This is a genomic window from Nonomuraea cavernae, from assembly GCF_014646355.1.
Taxonomy (GTDB): domain Bacteria; phylum Actinomycetota; class Actinomycetes; order Streptosporangiales; family Streptosporangiaceae; genus Nonomuraea; species Nonomuraea cavernae.
The window spans coordinates 22,743-39,368 of the sequence record NZ_BMNH01000013.1; the positions used below are offsets into that span (position 1 = coordinate 22,743).

Sequence of the window (16,626 nt, forward strand, 5' to 3'; positions counted from 1 at the left end):
GATGTTCCCCTATCCCAGGTCTATGTGTTCGACGTGGTCGCGACCGTGGTCGTCGTCGCGGCGATCGCGGTCGTCGCGAGGCCTGCGGGGGGCCGGCCTGCTCAACGTGTCGATGGTCTGGCGGAAGGCGGCGAACAACTCGCCGCCCGCGGCCACCAGATGCCCGGCCACGTCGCCGCCGGATTCGCGCTGCGCGGCCATCGCCCGGCAGACCGGGCAGGCGCGGCAGATGTACTCCTCCTGGGGCTCGGCCACCGCCTCGCTCCACACGTCCGTGTCCCTGCGCCCGCCACCGCCGGTGAAGGACTTGAACACGGTCCTGCCGACCTGGCGGGTGGCACGTCCCTGGATCGTGTCGAACAGCTTACGCGCCTCGTCGGCGACGGACCCGATCGGGTCCCGGTCGTTGCTCTCGGTCATCTGCCCCTCCCTGGCCATGGGTCCCTCACCCTCCTCACTCACGTCGCGTCCGATCGGGATCGTCTGCTCCGCTCGCTATGTCGGATTCGGCTCCTGAGCTGAACCGTACCCGGAGGACGCCGTCGCGGAGCACCGCGCCGCTGATCCCGCGGCGGGCCAGCGCCGACGGCAGCGCCAGGATCCGGCGGTAGGGGCCCGCGGTGACGATCAGCTCGTCGGCCTTGCGCGCCAGGTCGACGTCGGCCCGGTCGGCGCCGGGCAGGGACAGGGTCAGTTCGTCGGCCGAGAACCGCAGCGGTGGCTCGACCGCGGGGGCGGCGAACGGGTCGGAGCCGGCGTAGATCACCTCGCCGACGGCGGCCAGCGCGTCCTTGCCCACGGGCTCGGCGGGCAGGTAGGGGACGACGTGGACGGGCAGCGGCGCGAACGACTCACGGGCCTCGTCGAGCAGCCGGGACTGGGCCGCCACCCACTGGTCGCGCCACTCGTCGGCGCCCCCGGCGGGGAAGACCCGGTTGGCGATCACCGCGTCGACGCGGTAGCCGTACAGGTTGAGGGAGGTTAGGGTGCGCCTGGCCTCGGCGAGCACCACGGCCTCGGGCGTGAGCACCAGACGCACGGAGGCGTGGTCGCCGGTGAGCAGCTCGCGCACCTCCAGCAGGCCGCGGTGGAAGCGCTCGGCCGCGTTCATGACGTCGTCGCCGGGCGCGGTGACGTGGGCCACGCCGCGCACGAGCGGCGAGACGAACTTCATCAGCCTGCGGCCCATGGGCATCAGCCTGGTCATGTGCCAGTCGAGCGCCTCGGGCAGCGCCAGCAGCCGGAGCGTCTCGGCGGTGGGGGCGCAGTCGACGACGATGACATCCCAGGTGCCCGACCGGGCGTGCTCGCGCAGCTCCAGCAGGGCGATGACCTCCTCGGCGCCCGGCAGGACGGTGATCTCCTCGGAGGTGATCTCGTCGAGCCCCAGCTCCGCCAGCAGCCCCCTGGCGTAGTCGCGCAGGTCGCCCCAGTGGCGCTCCATCGTCTTCTGCGTGTCGACCTGGTGCAGGTGCAGGCCCGGCGCGATCTCGCCCGGCTCGGCGCCGAGCGCGTCGGCCAGCGAGTGGGCGGTGTCGGTGGAGACGATCAGCGTCTTGAGGCCGCGCCGGGCCGCGAGCGTGGCCGTGGCCGCGGCGGCCGTGGTCTTGCCGACGCCGCCCTTCCCGGTGAAGAGCAGGACCCGGGGACTCACCTCAGCGACCTTCGGCGCGCTTCTTGAGGCCCTTGAGCGCGGTGTCCACGATCACCTTCTCCGCCTTGCGCTTGATCATGCCGATCATCGGGACCTTGAGATCGACCGCGAGCTCGTACGTCACGTCGGTGCCACTGCCCGAGCCGGCCAGCAGATAACTCCCGGCCAGCTCCGAGATCATCTTGCCCGGCTCGACCACCCGCCAGCTCACGCTCTCGTCGTCGTGCCAGGTGTAGCCGAGCGTGTAGGTGTCGCTGATCACTCCCGCGTCGAGGACGAACCGCACCGTCTCGGGGCGGCCGTCGGCTCCGGTGGTGAGGATCTCGGCGCTCTTGACCTGGCCGGCCCACTCGGGGTAGGCCGGGAAGTCCGCGATGACCGCCATCACGCCCGCGCGATCGGCGTCGACGGTGATGCTCGAAGTGGTGCGATCAGCCATGCGAACACCGTAGTGCAGAATTCGCCCCTCGCGGTGGACTGCCCGCCCCGGCCCTGGCGCAGGTCGGATCACCATTCGAGGACGTACGGAACGCCCCTCCCGCGGAAGTGGCCGACGTTGACGCATTCGGTGCGGCCGATGCGGGTGCGCTGGACTAGCGGCTGGTGCACGTGGCCGAACAGCGCGTAGCGCGGCTGCGTGCGGCGGATCGCCTCCAGCGTGGCCTCGCTGCCCCGCTCCAGCCGCCGGGCGACCACGTCGTACAGCAGCTCGGGCACCGCGGGCGGGATGTGGCAGCACAGCACGTCGACCTCGCCGACCGCCTCCACCTTCGCGGCGTACTCCTCGTCGCTGATCTCGTACGGCGTGCGGTACTCGGTCTTGAGGCCGCCGCCGACGAAGCCGAACCGCAGGCCGCCGATCTCCACGCTCTGGCCGTCGAACACCTGGTGGCCGTCGCGAAGGTAGTCGCCCCACAGCCGCGGGATGTCCACGTTGCCGTAGGTGAGGTAGGCGGGCTCGGGCATGGCGGCGAACAGCCTGGCGTACTGGGCCCGCACGTTGCGTTCGATGTGCTCGCGCGGATCACCGTCGAGACTCGCCCACAGCCGCGCCGACATGGCCCTGGCCTCGTCGAACCTCTTGGCCGTGCGCAGCCCGATGAACTCCGCGGCCCGTTCGGCGCCGAACAGGTCGGCGAAGATGCCCTGCGCGTGGTCGTCGTAGTCGATGAAGAGGATCAGGTCGCCCAGGCAGACCAGCGCGTCGGCGCCGTCTCCGGCCCTGGCGAGCGCCTCGGCACTGCCATGGACATCACTGACGACGTGGACCCTCATGCGGGGAATCCTACGAGTATCGGCTGCTAGCGTGATGAACAGCCTTGATAACGCCTGGATGACGCCTGGATGACGAAGCTACCGGTGCGTAACTTATCCCGGTAACGTCCTGGCCGTCCCCATGCGTGCACCCGGAGGAGCTGATCCGTGCGCGAGTATTCCGTCCCCGTTCTGGTGGATGTGCCTGCCACCGCGAGTCTGCCCGACACGATCTTCGAGCGTGGCGAGCGGGAGCCCGGCGTCGTGGTCATGCGCCGCAAGGTCGGCGACGCCTGGCCGGCCGTCACCGCCGGCGAGCTGCGCGACCAGGTCGCCGCCCTGGCCAAGGGGCTCATCGCGGCGGGCGTCGAGCACGGCGACCGGGTCGCGCTTATGTCGCGCACCCGCTACGAGTGGACGCTCATCGACTACGCGATCTGGTCGATCGGCGCCGTCACCGTGCCGATCTACGAGACGTCCTCCGCCGACCAGGTCGGCTGGATCCTGTCCGACAGCGCGGCCAAGGCGGTCTTCGTCGAGCTCGACACGCACGAGGCGACCGTGCGCGAGGCCGCGCCGGAGCTGAAGGACGTCTGGCGGGTCGAGGCCGCGCTGGACGGCTCGCTGGACGGCTCGCTGGACGGCTCGCTGGACGGCTCGCTGGACGGCTCCGCGGTGGCCGACGAGGTTCTGGCCGGGCGCCGGGAGGGGGTGGGCGCGGCCGACCTGGCCACGATCGTCTACACCTCGGGCACCACCGGCAGGCCCAAGGGGTGCCGCATCACCCACGACAACCTGCTGTTCACCGCCCGCAACGTGGTGAAGGGGCCGCTGGAGCCGCTGTTCGGCGGGCAGGCCCCCGCGGCGCTGCTGTTCCTGCCCCTGGCGCACATCTTCGCCCGGATGATCCAGGTCGCCATCATCGAGGCGGGCGCGATCCTGGCGCACACCCCCAACATGAAGAACGTCGCCCCCGACCTGGCCGACTTCAAGCCGACGTTCCTGCTGGGCGTGCCGAGGGTCTTCGAGAAGGTCTACAACGGCGCCGAGCAGAAGGCCGTCGCCGGCGGCAAAGGCAAGATCTTCGCCAAGGCCGTGGAGGTCGCCGTCGCCTACAGCCGGGCCGAGAGCTCCGGTGGCGCGGGTCTCGGGCTGCGGCTGCGCCGTGCGCTGTTCGACAGACTCGTGTACGGCAAGATCCGCGCGGCCACCGGCGGCCGGCTCAGCGCCGCGGTCTGCGGCGGCTCGGCCCTCGGCGAGCGGCTCGGCCACTTCTTCAGGGGCATCGGCATCGAGATCTTCGAGGGCTACGGCCTGACGGAGACCTCCGCCCCCTGCACGGTGAACATGCCCGGCGCGAACAAGATCGGCACCGTGGGCAAGCCACTGCCCGGCGTGACGATCGGGATCGGCGAGGACGGCGAGATCCTGGCCAAGGGCCGGCACGTCTTCGACGGCTACTGGAACAACGACCAGGCCGCGACCGACGACTCCGGCTGGTACCACACGGGCGACGTCGGCGAACTCGACGCCGACGGCTACCTGCGGATCACCGGGCGCAAGAAGGAGATCCTGGTCACCGCGGCGGGCAAGAACGTCGCGCCGGGCCCGCTGGAGGACGCGCTGCGCGCCCACCCGCTGGTCTCCCAGGCCATGGTCGTCGGCGACGACCGGCCGTTCGTCGCCTCCCTGATCACCCTGGACCCCGAGGCGCTGGAGCAGTGGAAGGCGGCCAACGGCCGGGACGGAGCCTCGTCCTCCGGCCTGCGCGCCGACCCGCTCATCCTGGCCGAGGTGCAGAGCGCGGTCGACCGGGCCAACGCCTCGGTGTCCAAGGCGGAGCAGATCAAGAAGTTCGCGATCCTGGACACGGACATCACCGAGGAGAGCGGTCACCTGACGCCCACCCTCAAGATCAAGCGCAACGTCGTCCTGCGCGACTTCGCCGCCGACATCGAGGCTCTCTACTCCTGAGCCCGGCACCTGTCGCGCGGGGCCGCGCGGTCACACGATGACCAGCTCGCCGACGTGCTCGGCCAGCACGCTCCGGGCCGGATCGGGCAGGCCGGCGTCGGAGACGAGCACGTCGGCCTCGCCGAGCCGGGCGATGGTGCTGATCCCGACCGTCCCCCACTTGGTGTGGTCGGCCAGCACGACGAGCCTGCTCGCCGCCTCGACCAGCGCGCGGTCGGTCTCGGCCTCCATCATGTTCGGCGTGGTGAACCCGGCCCGGACCGTCATCCCGTGCACGCCGAGAAACAGCACGTCCACGTTGAGCAGGCGGATCGCGGCCACGGCGACGGGGCCGACGAGCGCGTCCGACGGGGTGCGTACGCCGCCGGTGAGCACGACCGTCTGGTCCGGCCGGCCGGTGTGCAGGAAGACGTCGCCGATCCGGACCGAGTTGGTCACCACGGTCAGGCCGGGGGTGTTCGCCAGCCGGTGGGCGAGCGTGTAGGTGGTGGTGCCGGCCGAGAGCGCCACCGCGGTGCCGGGCCGCACCATGCTCGTCGCGCGGCGCGCGATGGCCTGTTTCTCCTCTTCCTGCTGCACCGACTTGGCGGCGAAACCGGGCTCGTCGGTGGACCCGGTGCCGATCACGGTGGCACCGCCGTGCACCTTGGCCAGCAGCCCCCGCTCGGCGAGCACTTCGAGATCGCGGCGGATGGTGATGTCGGAGACGCCGAACTCGCGCACGAGGTCGACGACCCTGACACCGCCGTTCAGACGGACGAGCTCCAGAATGGCCTGCTGCCGCTGCGGGGCCAGCATCGCATCACCAGATCCCAACACTTTCCGACATGCCGTTGGGGGAATCATGACACGCCCCCGCGTCGGGGCAAGGTCTGAGCTTGGGGAACATGTCCGGAGCCCTGGTGAATCGTGAACGCACGTGGCGGGTTGTGCAGGACCTTGGCGGCGCTTGCCAGCGATTCGTCATGAAATCGTGCGTTGACAGTCCGAAATGTTGGCTTTTCGATGAAGGAAGGTGAGCGAACTCGGGGGAACTTGAGGGTCCGGGCAAGGAGGAACCACCGTGAACCAACGCATGCCCATCTCCCGCCGCAACTTGTTACTCGGCGCGGCCGCCACGTTCGGTGTCCCCGCCGTCCTCGCCGGCTGCGGCTCCGACCAGCCCGCCACACCGGGTAAGGCCTCCGGCAACAGCCTGGGGACCGTCACCATCGGCTCCAACGCCTCCGACGAGGTGCCGAAGAAGTCTCTCGCCTCGGTGCTGGAGAGCTTCACCTCGGCCCAGGTGAAGATCAACACCGTGGACCACAACACGTTCCAGGAGAACATCAACCGCTACCTCAGAGGCACCCCGGAGGACGTGTTCACCTGGTTCGCCGGCTACCGGATGCAGTTCTTCGCCGAGCAGGGGCTGGCGACCGACATCTCCGACGTGTGGCGGGAGATCGGCGGCGACTACACGCCCGCCTTCAAGGCGGCCTCCACCGGCAGCGACGGCAAGCAGTACTTCGTGCCCTTCACCTACTATCCGTGGGCGGTCTTCTACCGTAAGAGCCTCTGGGCGGAGAAGGGGTACGAGCCGCCCGCGACGCTGGACGAGTTCACCGCGCTGGCCAGGAAGATGAAGGCCGACGGGCTGATCCCGGTCGCGTTCGCCGACAAGGACGGCTGGCCCGCGATGGGCACGTTCGACATCATCAACATGCGGACCAACGGCTACGACTTCCACATCTCGCTCATGGCCGGCAAGGAGTCGTGGACCGACCCCCGGGTCAGGCAGGTCTTCGACACCTGGCGCGGGCTGATGGAGTTTCACCAGCCGGCGGCGCTGGGACGCACCTGGCAGGAGGCAGCGCAGTCGCTGCAGCAGAAGAAGACCGGGATGTACCTGCTCGGCATGTTCGTCGCCCAGCAGTTCCCGGAGAGCGAGCGCGACGACATCGACTTCTTCACCTTCCCCGAGATCAACCCCGCGTACGGGACCGACTCGATCGACGCCCCCATCGACGGCTACATGATCTCGGCCAAGGCCAAGAACGTCGAGGGCGCCAAGGCGCTGCTCAAGCACCTCGCGCAGGGCGCGTCGCAGAACATCGCCACCAAGCTGGACCCGGGCACGCTGGCGGCCAGTTCCAAGGCCGACACCTCCGGCTACAGCGCGCTGCAGAAGCGGGGCGCCGAGCTGGTGTCCAAGGCGTCGCACATCGCGCAGTTCCTCGACCGCGACACGCGGCCCGACTTCGCCTCGACCGTGATGATCCCGTCACTGCAGTCCTTCGTCGGCGCACCCAACGAGATCGACTCGCTGCTCGCCGGCATCGAGAAGCAGAAGGCCAACATCTTCCGCTGATGGCAGTCAAGACCCGTCGCTACTCCGCCCGCGACGTGACCATCCTGGTCATCGGGCTGGGGGTGGCCATCGTCGTCAACGTGGGCCTCATATGGGGGCCCACGCTGGCCAGCGTGGGCCTGTCCGGCACCGACTGGAACGGCATCGGCCCCATCGAGTGGATCGGCGGGGAGAACTACGCCGATCTGGCCGGCGAATATCCGCCGTTCTGGTCGGCCGTCCGCAACAACGTGCTCTGGCTGGGCTTCCTCGGATTGATCGCGACCCCGTTCGGGCTGTTCTGCGCGGTGCTGCTGGACCGGCGGCTGCGGCTGTCGCGGGTCTACCAGAGCGCGCTGTACATGCCGGTCGTGCTGTCGCTGGCGGTGGTGGGGTTCATCGCGCAGCTCGTCTACTCCTCCGACTACGGCGTGCTGAACGCGGTGACCGGGCTGACCGTCGACTGGCTGGGCGACCGCTCGATCAACATCTGGGTGGTCATGGTGGCCGCCGGGTGGCGGCACGTCGGGTACGTGATGATCATCTATCTGGCCGGGCTCAAGGCGGTGGATCCCGCGCTGAAGGAGGCGGCGGCCATCGACGGGGCGAGCGAGTCGCAGACGTTCTTCCGGGTGGTGTTCCCGACGCTGCGGCCGATCAACGTGATCGTGCTGGTCATCACGGTGATCGAGGCGCTGCGCGCGTTCGACATCGTCTACGCCATCAACCGGGGCAGGAACGGGCTGGAGCTGCTGTCCGTGCTGGTCACCGAGAACATCGTGGGTGAGGCCAGCCGGATCGGGTTCGGCTCGGCCATCGCGGTGATCCTGCTCGCCATCTCGCTCGGGTTCATCGTCACGTACCTGTCGCAGCTGTTCAGGGAGGAACGATGACGCTCACCGCGCCCGTACCGGCCAGGACGTCGCGGCGGCCGGCCGCGCCGCCGCGCCGCCCGGTGCGCCCGCTGCGGGTGCTGCTGCACGTCTTCCTCGCCATGGTGGCGCTGGGCTGGCTGACGCCGCTCGCGCTGGCGGTCTACGCCTCGCTCCGCCCGTACGACGAGACGGCCCGGCTGGGTTACCTCTCGCTGCCCGAGCACCTGACCCTCGACTACTACGGGGAGGCGTGGAGCCAGGCCGAGTTGCCCCGCTACTACCTCAACACGCTCGTCATCGTGGTGCCCGGGGTGCTGATCACGCTGATGCTGGCGTCGTTCACGGCGTTCGCGATCGCCCGGCTGCGCATCCCGGGCCGTAGGACGTTGCTGATCGTCTTCACCGCGGGCAACCTGCTGCCGCCGCAGGTGCTGCTCACGCCGCTCTACACGCTCTACACGATGATCCCGCTGCCCGCGTGGCTGTCGGACTCGCAGGCGCTGTACGACTCCTACCTCGGGCTGATCCTCATCCACGTCGCGTTCCAGTTCGGCTTCTGCGTGTTCGTGATCGCGAACTTCATGCGCACGATCCCGGAGGAGATCAACGAGGCGGCGCTGGTCGACGGGGCCGGCGTGTGGCGGCGCTACTGGCAGCTGACGCTGCCGCTGTGCCGTCCCGTGCTGGCCGCGCTGTCCACGCTGCAGTTCACCTGGATGTACAACGACTTCCTGTGGGCGCTGGTGCTGATGTCCTCGGGCGACAAGCTGCCGGTCACCTCGGCGCTGAACAACCTGCGCGGGCAGTTCTTCACCGACTACAACCTGCTGGCGGCCGGGTCGGTGCTGGTGGCGCTGCCGACGCTGATCGTCTTCCAGCTCCTGCACAAGCAGTTCGTCGCCGGGCTCACGCTCGGCTCCACCAAGGGCTAGCCTTCGGGCCGGCCGGGCGGCCGCCGCGCACAGGAATGGCCGCGAGCTGAGCTCGCGGCCATTCCTGTAACGCTTCAGCGGAAATGCGGGACGGCACTGCTATTTCTGGGTGAATTCAGCTTGCGAACAAGGCCCCGCCGATGTCCGAGCCGATCCCCTTGACCGAGGTCAGGGGCACCACGGGGCCTTCGTGGCATAGAGGGTGACCGAGGTGACGGTGGATCCTATGGAGAAACTCTGGAAATCGCAGAATTCGCGATGGCCGTCGGGCCAGGCCGGGTAGGTGACGTAGCCGGACCAGCCGCCGGCGGAGAACCTGGTGGCGCTCCTGCCGATCGAGTAGGTGCCGCTGCAGTTCCTGCTCCATGTCCCACCGCTGGTGTACGTGAGCACCGCGGAGGTCGTCTGGCATCCCATGGCCGCGACGTCGCCGGAGGCCGCGGATGCCGGCATCGGCGTAAGGAGCATGCCCGCGGCCAGCCCCACGGCCGCGATCCCGGTCTTCACTTTCCTACCGTTTAACTGCTTCACCAACAATTCCCCTATTGTGTGGTCGTGCCTGTACGAGCCTGGTGCACCAGCTCGGTGAGATTCTTTCCCGCTCATTCGGGAAATAGATGTGCCATAAGTGACGATTCGCGCAATCCGTAACTGTGGCTTGCTGCCGTTGCTGGGCCTTCATGTCACGATTCGTGGCGTTCCGTGGGCATGTTGTAGTGACGATTGAGGGACCCTGCGGTGCCCGGATGCCGTACCACCGGCCCTGGTGAGGTCGTGGGGTGTCACAGCAGCGCGCGAAAGCGGGCCGCGGCCAGGTCCCAGGTCCATTCGCGGACGATCCAGTCGCGGCCGCGCGCGCCCATCTTCCGTGCCCGCTCCGGGTCGCCGAGCAGCTCGGCCAGCGCCCCGGCGACCTCACCCACGTCGGTGCCGTCGACCACCAGGCCGGTCTCGCCGTGGCGCACGGCGTCGGGGGCGCCGCCCGAGGCGCCCGCGACGACCGGCAGGCCGGTCGCCGACGCCTCCAGGAACACGATGCCCAGCCCCTCGACGTCGATCCCGCGCATCCTGGTGCGGCACGGCATGGCGAACACGTCGGCCGCCGCGTAGTAGCCGGGCAGGCTGGCCGCCGGGACGGTGCCGGTGAAGCGGATCGACTCCTGGCCTCCCGCCAGCCTGCGCAGCCTGCCCAGATAGGGGCCGCCACCCACGAGCAGCAGCACCGCGCCGGGCACCGCCCTGAGCACCTCGGGCCAGGCTCTGATCAAAGTGTCCTGGCCCTTGCGCGCCACGAGCCGGGACACGCAGGCCACCACCGGCCGGTCGCCGAGACCCAGCTCGGCCCTGGGCGCGCCCGGGCGGAACTGGCCGGTGTCCACGCCGGGCGCCAGGCGCACCAGCTTGTCCGGCGCGATCGCGGCCACGAGCCGGCTGCGAGTGTATTCGCCGAGGTAGGTCACCACGTCGGCGTGCTCACCGATCCGGCGCAGCGCCGCGCGGAACCCCGGAGCGGCCGCCCAGGCGGCCTCGTGGCCGTGGGTCAGCATCACCACCCGCCGCGCGCCCGCCGCGCGCAGCCGGGGCGCGAGCAGCCCGAGCGGGGCCGCCGCGCCGAACACCACGGACCGCGCGCCGTGCTCGGCGACGAGCGAGGCCGCCCGGCGGGCGACGTCGCGTGTGGGCAGCATGAGCGAGCCGCTGTGACGGACGACCTGGTACGGCTGACGCCGGTCGAACTCGGCGCACCCCGGCCAGGCGGAGGCGTAGACGACCACGCCCGGGGTGCGCAGGGCGAGACCGTGCACGAACGACTGGATGCCGCCCGGCCGGGGCGGGAAGTCGTTCGTGACGATGACCACTCCGGTCACGGCGCCGGGACGCCGTTCAGCCCGGCCCAGGCGCGGGCCAGGGCGATGCGCTCGGGGGTGGAGGGGTGTGAGGCATAGAGCAGGTACTCCACGGGGTCCGGGGACAGGTCGGAGATGTTGGTGGCCGCCAGGCGCTTCTGCATCGCGACGAACGTCACCGGATCCTTCGTCAGATCCAGGGCGTGCACGTCGGCCCGGGCCTCGACGTGGCGGCTGATGGCGTTCTGGGCGGGGCCGGACAGCACGCCGGCCAGGCTCATCAGGCCCAGGAGCACGCCGACCGCCCTCGGGTCGGCCAGCGAGGCGACCTTGGCGCGCCGTCGTACCAGGTCGAAGGCCAGGAAGAGCAGGACGGCGCCGAAGGCGGCGCCCAGAGCGCCGACGAGCGTGCCGTTGAGCACGTCGCGGCGCGCGGCGTGCCCCAGCTCGTGCGCGGCGACCAGCTCGACCTCGGCCTGCGGGGCCTTGAGCAGCGTGTCGTAGACGACGATCCGGCGCGTGGCGCCGAACCCGGAGACGTAGGCGTTCAGCGCGGTCGTGCGGCGTGAGGCGTCGGCGACCAGCACGTCCTCGACCGGCACGCCGTCCCGTTCGGCCATGGCCAGCAGGTTGGTGCGCAGGGAGCCCTCGGGCATGGAGTGGAAGTCGTTGAAGAGCGGCTCGAACACCACCGGGTAGACGAACGAGGCGACCACCGTCAGCGTGAACGCCCCGGCGGCGGCCGGGATCCACCACCGCCTCACCTTGCGCGCCAGCGCCACCACGGCCAGCGCCATGATCGACAGCAGCACGATGTTGACGCCCATGCTCTTGAGCCGGTCACCTGTCCACGCCGCCCAGTCCTGCGTGGACAGGCCGTACTCGCGCAGCCGGACCTCGAACCACATCCCCAGCGGCCACCGCAGGGCCTGCACGAGCGCGGTGAGCAGCAGCACGCCCAGGATCACCCGCAGCCACCACGGCCCCTTGAGGCGGCCCAGCAGCCGCGTGCCGAACGGGGTGAGCACCAGCACTCCGGCGAACAGGATGCCGAGCCCGTAGGACAGGTAGCTCGGGACGCTGGTGGCGGCGTCGAACGCGGCCGCCCGGGCGATCTGGGCGGCGGTGAAGTCACGCGCCGGGTCGGGCGTCACGTCCGGGGCCCCGGCCGCCAGGGCCTGCCACGGAGTGGTGAACGCCACGACGGCCACGATGACGGCGCCGAGCACCGCCAGCGCCGCGCCCGCCTCCCAGCGCAGCCGCCGCTTCTCTCCGTCGCCGCCCGCTCCGTCTCCGCTTTCTCCATCTCCGCCCGCTCCGGCCGGCCCAGGGTTCTCGCGCGACGCGCCGTCGGGCTCGGACGGAACGGCGGTGGAGCCGGCGGGCCCTTCCGGTGCGCCCGGTACGTCCTTCGCGCCCGGTGCGTCCCTGGCCTCCGGTGCGTCCTTGGCGTCCTTGGTGTCCTGCCGATCGTCCATGCGCGCGTCCCCTTACGCCAGTTGCCGGCGCACGTACGCGCGCCACTGTGCCGTCAACGTCCCGACCGAGAGCCCCGCCGAGGCCAGCGCCCGGTCGACTCCTGCCCTCTGGGCATCACGGTAGAGCCTCACCAGAGTCCCTTCGCCGGATCGCTCGGCCAGGAAGCGACACGCCAGCCACGCCTCCTGGTACGAACGGGCCAGGCGCTCGGTGTCGTCCGTTGGCGCGAACGCCGCCGGCCCGGGAAGTTCGCGGGGCGGCCGCCCGGCCCGCACCTCCTCGGCCAGCTCCGCGGCGGCCACCGGCACGGCCAGCCCCGCGTCGCGGTAGCCGACGTAGTCGGCGAACCCCTCGTACAGCCAGGTGGGTAGCCCCTCGGTGCCCGCGACGAGGTGGGTGAGCTCGTGCGTCAGGACGACGTCGCGGCCGGTCGGGGTGAGCCGCGCGAAGTTCTCCGGCACCACGATCACCCGGCCCGCGTCCGCCACGGCCGCCAGCCCGTCCACCTCGGCGACCCCGGCCAGCCGCGCCGCCTCCCCGGCCGAGCCGGGCACCAGCACGACGGGACGCACCGGCTGGCCGAGCACCTCCGCGACCCGCGCGCCGGCCAGGTCGGCCCTGCGGGCCAGGTCTCCGAGCAGCTCGCGGTCGGCGCCGGGATGCCCGGCGACGACCGCCCGCACGCCGTGCGAGACGCGCGCGCCGGGCCAGATCCCGCGCGCCTCGGGCGGCAGGCCCTCGGACGGGGACATGACCGCCCCCGGGGGCGGACCGAACGGGCCGGCCGCGGACGGCAGCGCGAGGAGCAGCGCGGCCGCCAGCACGGCTCGACGGCTCACCTGCGCGGACACGTTGACCGATGGTAGTGGGCCCGCGGGTTCTCGACCCTCCGGTCCCGGCCGGGCCCGCGTGACCCGAGAATCATGCTAGGTTAGATGCATGCACATGCAGTCATCTGTCTCAGACTCCGCGTCCATGGGCAGCCTCAGTTCGGCATGGTCCCAGGTCGCCGCGTTCACGTCGGCGGTGGATGCGAGTCTGGGCAAGTGGCTCCTGGACACCCACAGGGTCGGGCTCACGGAGTACCGTGCGCTGACGCACCTCGCCCAGGCTCCCGACAAGGAGCTGCGCGTGAACGACCTCGCCCAGCGGGTCGGCTTGAACCAGAGCTCCGTCACACGCCTGGTGAGTCGCCTGGAGGCGAAGAACCTGACTCGCCGCGACATCTGCCCTGACGACGGGCGCGGAGTCTACGCGGTCATCACCGAGCAGGGAGAGGGCCTGGTCCGGGAGGTGCACGGCCCTTACGAGGAGCGGGTTCGCGAACTCCTCGGCCACGTGGCGGCGCACTATCCGCAGCTCGACGCGAGCCGGCTCAGCCGCGCTCTGAGCGACCTCGGCACCCTGGTCGTCCCCTGACGGTCCCCCCGCGTCCGGTCGCGGGGGCCGAATCACGCGTTCTCATATGTATGTACATGCAGAGATCTACCCCGAAAGGAACACCCATGAGCTGGCTCTACCTGGGAGTCGCCGTGATCTTCGAGATCGCGGTGGCCCTCTCGGCAAGCAAGGCGAAGGGCTTCACCCACCTGTGGTGGACCGCCGCGACCCTGGTCAGCGGCGCGATCGCGACCTTCTTCCTCAGCCTGGCACTTCTCACCTTCGACGTCGGCGTCGGTTATGCCCTCTGGACCTCGGTGGCAGGCGTCGGGATCGTCGTCGTCGGCGCACTGCTGCTCGGGGAGCGTCTGAACGGGAGGAAGCTCCTCGGCATCCTCATCGTCATCGCCGGCGTCGTCGGGCTGCAACTCAGTGGAGCGGCCTGATGAGCCATCCGGCATGCCCACCGCGCTCCACCCCCTCGCCCCGCACTCCCGCGTCACGAAAGGACTGACCCCCATGACCGCGACAGGCGCACAGCACGGTTCCAAGGCCGGTGCGTGGCTCGTGCTACTGCTGGCCGGAGCATTCGAGGTCGGCTACGCGCTCAGCGTCGGAGGCAGCGCGGGATTCACCGTCCTGGGCTGGTCCATCTCCGCCGTCGTGTTCTTCCTGCTGACGCTCTTCTGTCTCAGCGTCGCTCTCCGGAACATCGACGTCGGGATCGGCTACGCCGTCTGGGCGGGCATCGGCGCCGTCGGCGCCGCCGTCCTCGGCCCGGTGTTCTTCGACGAGTCACTCACTCCCACGCGAGCGTTCTGGCTGGCAGTGATCATCGCGGGGGTCGTCTGGCTGAAGCTCGCGGACAGCCCCGAGCCCGAGGCCGGGAAAGCCACGTCCACGTCTGACGCGCGAACCGTGACCGGCTGGTGACCCCAGGAGGTTCGCGGTCGCACCGCCGACACTCACCCGAAGCCGGGTCTCCCTCCTGAGCGGCCGGGAGTCACTCGGCGGAGCGAATCCCAGCGGTCTGCCGCGAACGACAAGTCGGCGACAGACCGCTGAGATTCCGCCAGCTCCCATTCAGCCCTACAGGTCACAGACCGGGACGTACCGCCCCCACGAACGACGACTTGCGCCACCCGCTGACCTTCTCGACGCGTACCGTGAAGCCGGTCCTCGGCGAATGGATCATCTTGCCCTTGCCGACGTACATGCCCACGTGACCGAGCCCGCGGAAGAACATCAGGTCTCCTGGCTGGAGGTTCTTCCAGGAGACCTTCTTCTTGATGCGTGCGTACTGGCTGTTCGTCACGCGCGGGATCGTCACCCCGGCCTTCCTCCAGGCGTACTGGACGAGGCCGGAGCAGTCGAACGAACCGGGTCCGGTGGCGCCGTACCGGTACGGGTCACCGATCTGGTTCCTGGCCACGGCGACGGCCGTGCGGGCCTTCGCCTGCTGCCGTGCGCCCTTCGATCTCTTCGCGGTCTTGCTCTTCCCGGACGCGACGGTGACCGATCCGGCGTTGGTCCGCGCGGGCGCCGTGGTCCGCACCGTGGCGCCCGTCGTGGCCGTCGTGGCCGTCGCGGCCGTCGCAGGGGAAAGGGCCGAGCCGCTCGCCGTCGCCACCTCGGCCTGAGCGGGGTGCACCAGGCCGCCGGCCGTCACGGTCATCGTGAGGGCCACGCCACTCAGGGCAAGGCGGGACAGACGGGGGTTTTGCGAGGTAGACAGGATTTCTCCTTGGATCTTCCACGAACGCCTACCGGGTTAGCTGACGGATTCGGGCCTGGAAGTCGCCCTACGGCGCGATGCGCGCCGATTCACCCCTGATCCACGAAGGATCGCTGGGTCCCCGGTTCCGTGCCTCCTGGCTGCACGGATTCGGCAGGTCACCGGCCTCGCGTTCGAGGCGGACGGCGACCGGCGGATCTTTGTCTCGACCACATCGGCGGACCGATGTCGGCGGGCGGCGAACATGGCGTGTTCGCCGCGACGCCAGAACCTACGCCGCTTAGTCACGAACAGGCAAAGGCAGAGTCAAGCTGTAAAGGTCCGATAAAGGTGCCAGTAAGGTGATGAACCCCTGTTTATCAGGGGGTTCTGTTATGAGAATGTGACCCTCCTCACACTTGACGAAACGCCTGTGTGTCAGGTCCCAAATGTCACTTCTGTCGCGCTGTCACCCTGAGCCCCACATGCTGGAGGGTCCCGGCCGCGATCCGCTCGCGTTCGATCCGCCACAGCTCTCCGGCGACCTCCTCCGCGCCGGAGACCAACCTGCCGCCGAGGTAGCGGGACAGGTACGGCTGACGCCGTACGTCGTCGATCCGGAAGCGCGCGGCGATCCCGGCGAGCATGGCGTCACCGCGCGCGTATCCCGCGTGGGCGGCCCGCCAGCGCCCGGCCGGGTCCGGGCAGGGCCCGCGCGGGAAGTCGGCGAGCCCGGCGGCGGCCAGCAGCGCGCCCGCGTCGTAGAACCAGGCGGCGTCCGCCGCGCCGGCCCGGTCCCAGGCGAACTCGTCCACCGCCAGTGTCCCGCCGGGGGCCAGCAGCGCGGCCGCCCGGTCGAGCACGGCCTCCAGCGGGCTCATGTGGTGCAGCGACAGCGACAGGATGATCACGTCGAACGGGTCGTCCCGATGACTCGCCAGGTCGGCCCGCACGGCGGGCACCCCGGCCGACCGCGCCGCCGCGACGGCCTCGGCCGAGATGTCCAGGGCGGTGACCTCGTGCCCGTGCCGGGCCAGCGCGGCGGCCAGCCCGCCGTCGCCGCACCCGGCGTCGAGGATCCGGACGGGCCCACCGGGCAGCACCTCGTCCAGCCAGTCCAGTTGATGGTCGTCGATCGTCTCCATGTGCCGAGCATCCACTGGCCGAGGCATGCGCACTACTGCGGGT

General features: G+C 70.3%; 18 protein-coding genes and 1 riboswitch. Of the genes, 7 read left to right on the forward strand and 11 right to left on the reverse strand.

The annotated features are described in order from the left end of the window. Window positions 1-9: 9 nt before the first annotated feature. The 4 genes from IEY82_RS21055 to IEY82_RS21070 form a co-directional block, all read right to left on the reverse strand. Window positions 10-420: a DUF5304 family protein gene (locus IEY82_RS21055; protein WP_189125895.1), complete on the reverse strand. Its 411-nt coding sequence runs from the start codon at window positions 418-420 to the stop codon at window positions 10-12. A 34-nt stretch (window positions 421-454) separates the two neighbouring features. Beyond that, window positions 455-1,654, reverse strand: coding sequence for an ArsA family ATPase (locus IEY82_RS21060; RefSeq protein WP_189125896.1), 1,200 nt, complete (start codon window positions 1,652-1,654; stop codon window positions 455-457). Window position 1,655: 1 nt separating this feature from the next. Then, window positions 1,656-2,093 carry an SRPBCC family protein gene (locus IEY82_RS21065; RefSeq protein WP_189125897.1) on the reverse strand — a complete coding sequence of 146 codons (438 nt, stop codon included), beginning with the start codon at window positions 2,091-2,093 and terminating at the stop codon, window positions 1,656-1,658. 68 nt (window positions 2,094-2,161) lie between these two features. Then, window positions 2,162-2,929, reverse strand: coding sequence for a metallophosphoesterase family protein (locus tag IEY82_RS21070; RefSeq protein ID WP_189125898.1), 768 nt, complete (start codon window positions 2,927-2,929; stop codon window positions 2,162-2,164). 147 nt (window positions 2,930-3,076) lie between these two features. Between IEY82_RS21070 and IEY82_RS21075 the strand changes: the two genes are divergently transcribed. Further along, window positions 3,077-4,882, forward strand: a complete 1,806-nt coding sequence (locus IEY82_RS21075) for an AMP-dependent synthetase/ligase (protein WP_189125899.1) — start codon at window positions 3,077-3,079, stop codon at window positions 4,880-4,882. Window positions 4,883-4,912: 30 nt separating this feature from the next. Here the strand turns inward: IEY82_RS21075 and IEY82_RS21080 are convergent, their stop codons facing one another. Continuing rightward, window positions 4,913-5,680, reverse strand: a complete 768-nt coding sequence (locus tag IEY82_RS21080) for a DeoR/GlpR family DNA-binding transcription regulator (protein WP_189125900.1) — start codon at window positions 5,678-5,680, stop codon at window positions 4,913-4,915. Between the two features lie 265 nt (window positions 5,681-5,945). Between IEY82_RS21080 and IEY82_RS21085 the strand changes: the two genes are divergently transcribed. Genes IEY82_RS21085 through IEY82_RS21095 form a run of 3 tightly spaced genes read left to right on the forward strand, consistent with a single transcriptional unit; the run spans window position 5,946 to window position 9,018 of the window. Further along, window positions 5,946-7,232 (forward strand): ABC transporter substrate-binding protein, encoded by a 1,287-nt coding sequence (locus tag IEY82_RS21085; protein WP_225263585.1) that lies wholly within the window; start codon window positions 5,946-5,948, stop codon window positions 7,230-7,232. After that, the gene (locus tag IEY82_RS21090) at window positions 7,232-8,104 is read left to right on the forward strand and encodes a carbohydrate ABC transporter permease (RefSeq protein WP_189125901.1); all 873 of its coding nucleotides are present in this window, start codon (window positions 7,232-7,234) and stop codon (window positions 8,102-8,104) included. The genes IEY82_RS21085 and IEY82_RS21090 overlap by 1 nt, the downstream gene beginning before the upstream one ends. After that, window positions 8,101-9,018, forward strand: coding sequence for a carbohydrate ABC transporter permease (locus IEY82_RS21095; protein ID WP_189125902.1), 918 nt, complete (start codon window positions 8,101-8,103; stop codon window positions 9,016-9,018). The genes IEY82_RS21090 and IEY82_RS21095 overlap by 4 nt, the downstream gene beginning before the upstream one ends. Before the next feature lie 168 nt (window positions 9,019-9,186). Here IEY82_RS21095 and IEY82_RS21100 read toward each other — a convergent pair whose 3' ends face one another. The 4 genes from IEY82_RS21100 to IEY82_RS21115 form a co-directional block, all read right to left on the reverse strand. Beyond that, window positions 9,187-9,525 carry a hypothetical protein gene (locus tag IEY82_RS21100; protein WP_189125903.1) on the reverse strand — a complete coding sequence of 113 codons (339 nt, stop codon included), beginning with the start codon at window positions 9,523-9,525 and terminating at the stop codon, window positions 9,187-9,189. Between the two features lie 275 nt (window positions 9,526-9,800). Beyond that, complete coding sequence (locus IEY82_RS21105) at window positions 9,801-10,886, reverse strand: glycosyltransferase family 4 protein (protein WP_189125904.1); 1,086 nt, start codon at window positions 10,884-10,886, stop codon at window positions 9,801-9,803. Further along, entirely contained in the window at window positions 10,883-12,343 is a 1,461-nt protein-coding gene (locus IEY82_RS21110; protein ID WP_189125905.1) for a M48 family metallopeptidase, read from the reverse strand. The genes IEY82_RS21105 and IEY82_RS21110 overlap by 4 nt, the downstream gene beginning before the upstream one ends. 12 nt (window positions 12,344-12,355) lie before the next feature. Beyond that, window positions 12,356-13,195: a gluzincin family metallopeptidase gene (locus tag IEY82_RS21115; protein WP_189125906.1), complete on the reverse strand. Its 840-nt coding sequence runs from the start codon at window positions 13,193-13,195 to the stop codon at window positions 12,356-12,358. 124 nt (window positions 13,196-13,319) lie between these two features. Between IEY82_RS21115 and IEY82_RS21120 the strand changes: the two genes are divergently transcribed. The 3 genes from IEY82_RS21120 to IEY82_RS21130 all read left to right on the forward strand — a co-directional run bounded on the left by IEY82_RS21120 (window position 13,320) and on the right by IEY82_RS21130 (window position 14,657). After that, on the forward strand, window positions 13,320-13,763 hold the full coding sequence (locus IEY82_RS21120) for a MarR family winged helix-turn-helix transcriptional regulator (protein WP_225263583.1): 444 nt from the start codon (window positions 13,320-13,322) through the stop codon (window positions 13,761-13,763). Between the two features lie 86 nt (window positions 13,764-13,849). Further along, window positions 13,850-14,170: a DMT family transporter gene (locus IEY82_RS21125; RefSeq protein ID WP_189125908.1), complete on the forward strand. Its 321-nt coding sequence runs from the start codon at window positions 13,850-13,852 to the stop codon at window positions 14,168-14,170. Window positions 14,171-14,243: 73 nt separating this feature from the next. After that, window positions 14,244-14,657, forward strand: coding sequence for a DMT family transporter (locus IEY82_RS21130; protein WP_189125909.1), 414 nt, complete (start codon window positions 14,244-14,246; stop codon window positions 14,655-14,657). Window positions 14,658-14,820: 163 nt separating this feature from the next. Here the strand turns inward: IEY82_RS21130 and IEY82_RS21135 are convergent, their stop codons facing one another. Together IEY82_RS21135 and IEY82_RS21140 are read right to left on the reverse strand one after the other, a co-directional pair. After that, window positions 14,821-15,411 (reverse strand): C40 family peptidase, encoded by a 591-nt coding sequence (locus tag IEY82_RS21135; RefSeq protein WP_225263581.1) that lies wholly within the window; start codon window positions 15,409-15,411, stop codon window positions 14,821-14,823. Between the two features lie 58 nt (window positions 15,412-15,469). Continuing rightward, window positions 15,470-15,625: riboswitch (cyclic di-AMP (ydaO/yuaA leader) on the reverse strand. Between the two features lie 265 nt (window positions 15,626-15,890). Further along, on the reverse strand, window positions 15,891-16,583 hold the full coding sequence (locus IEY82_RS21140) for a class I SAM-dependent methyltransferase (protein ID WP_189125910.1): 693 nt from the start codon (window positions 16,581-16,583) through the stop codon (window positions 15,891-15,893). Window positions 16,584-16,626: the final 43 nt, after the last annotated feature.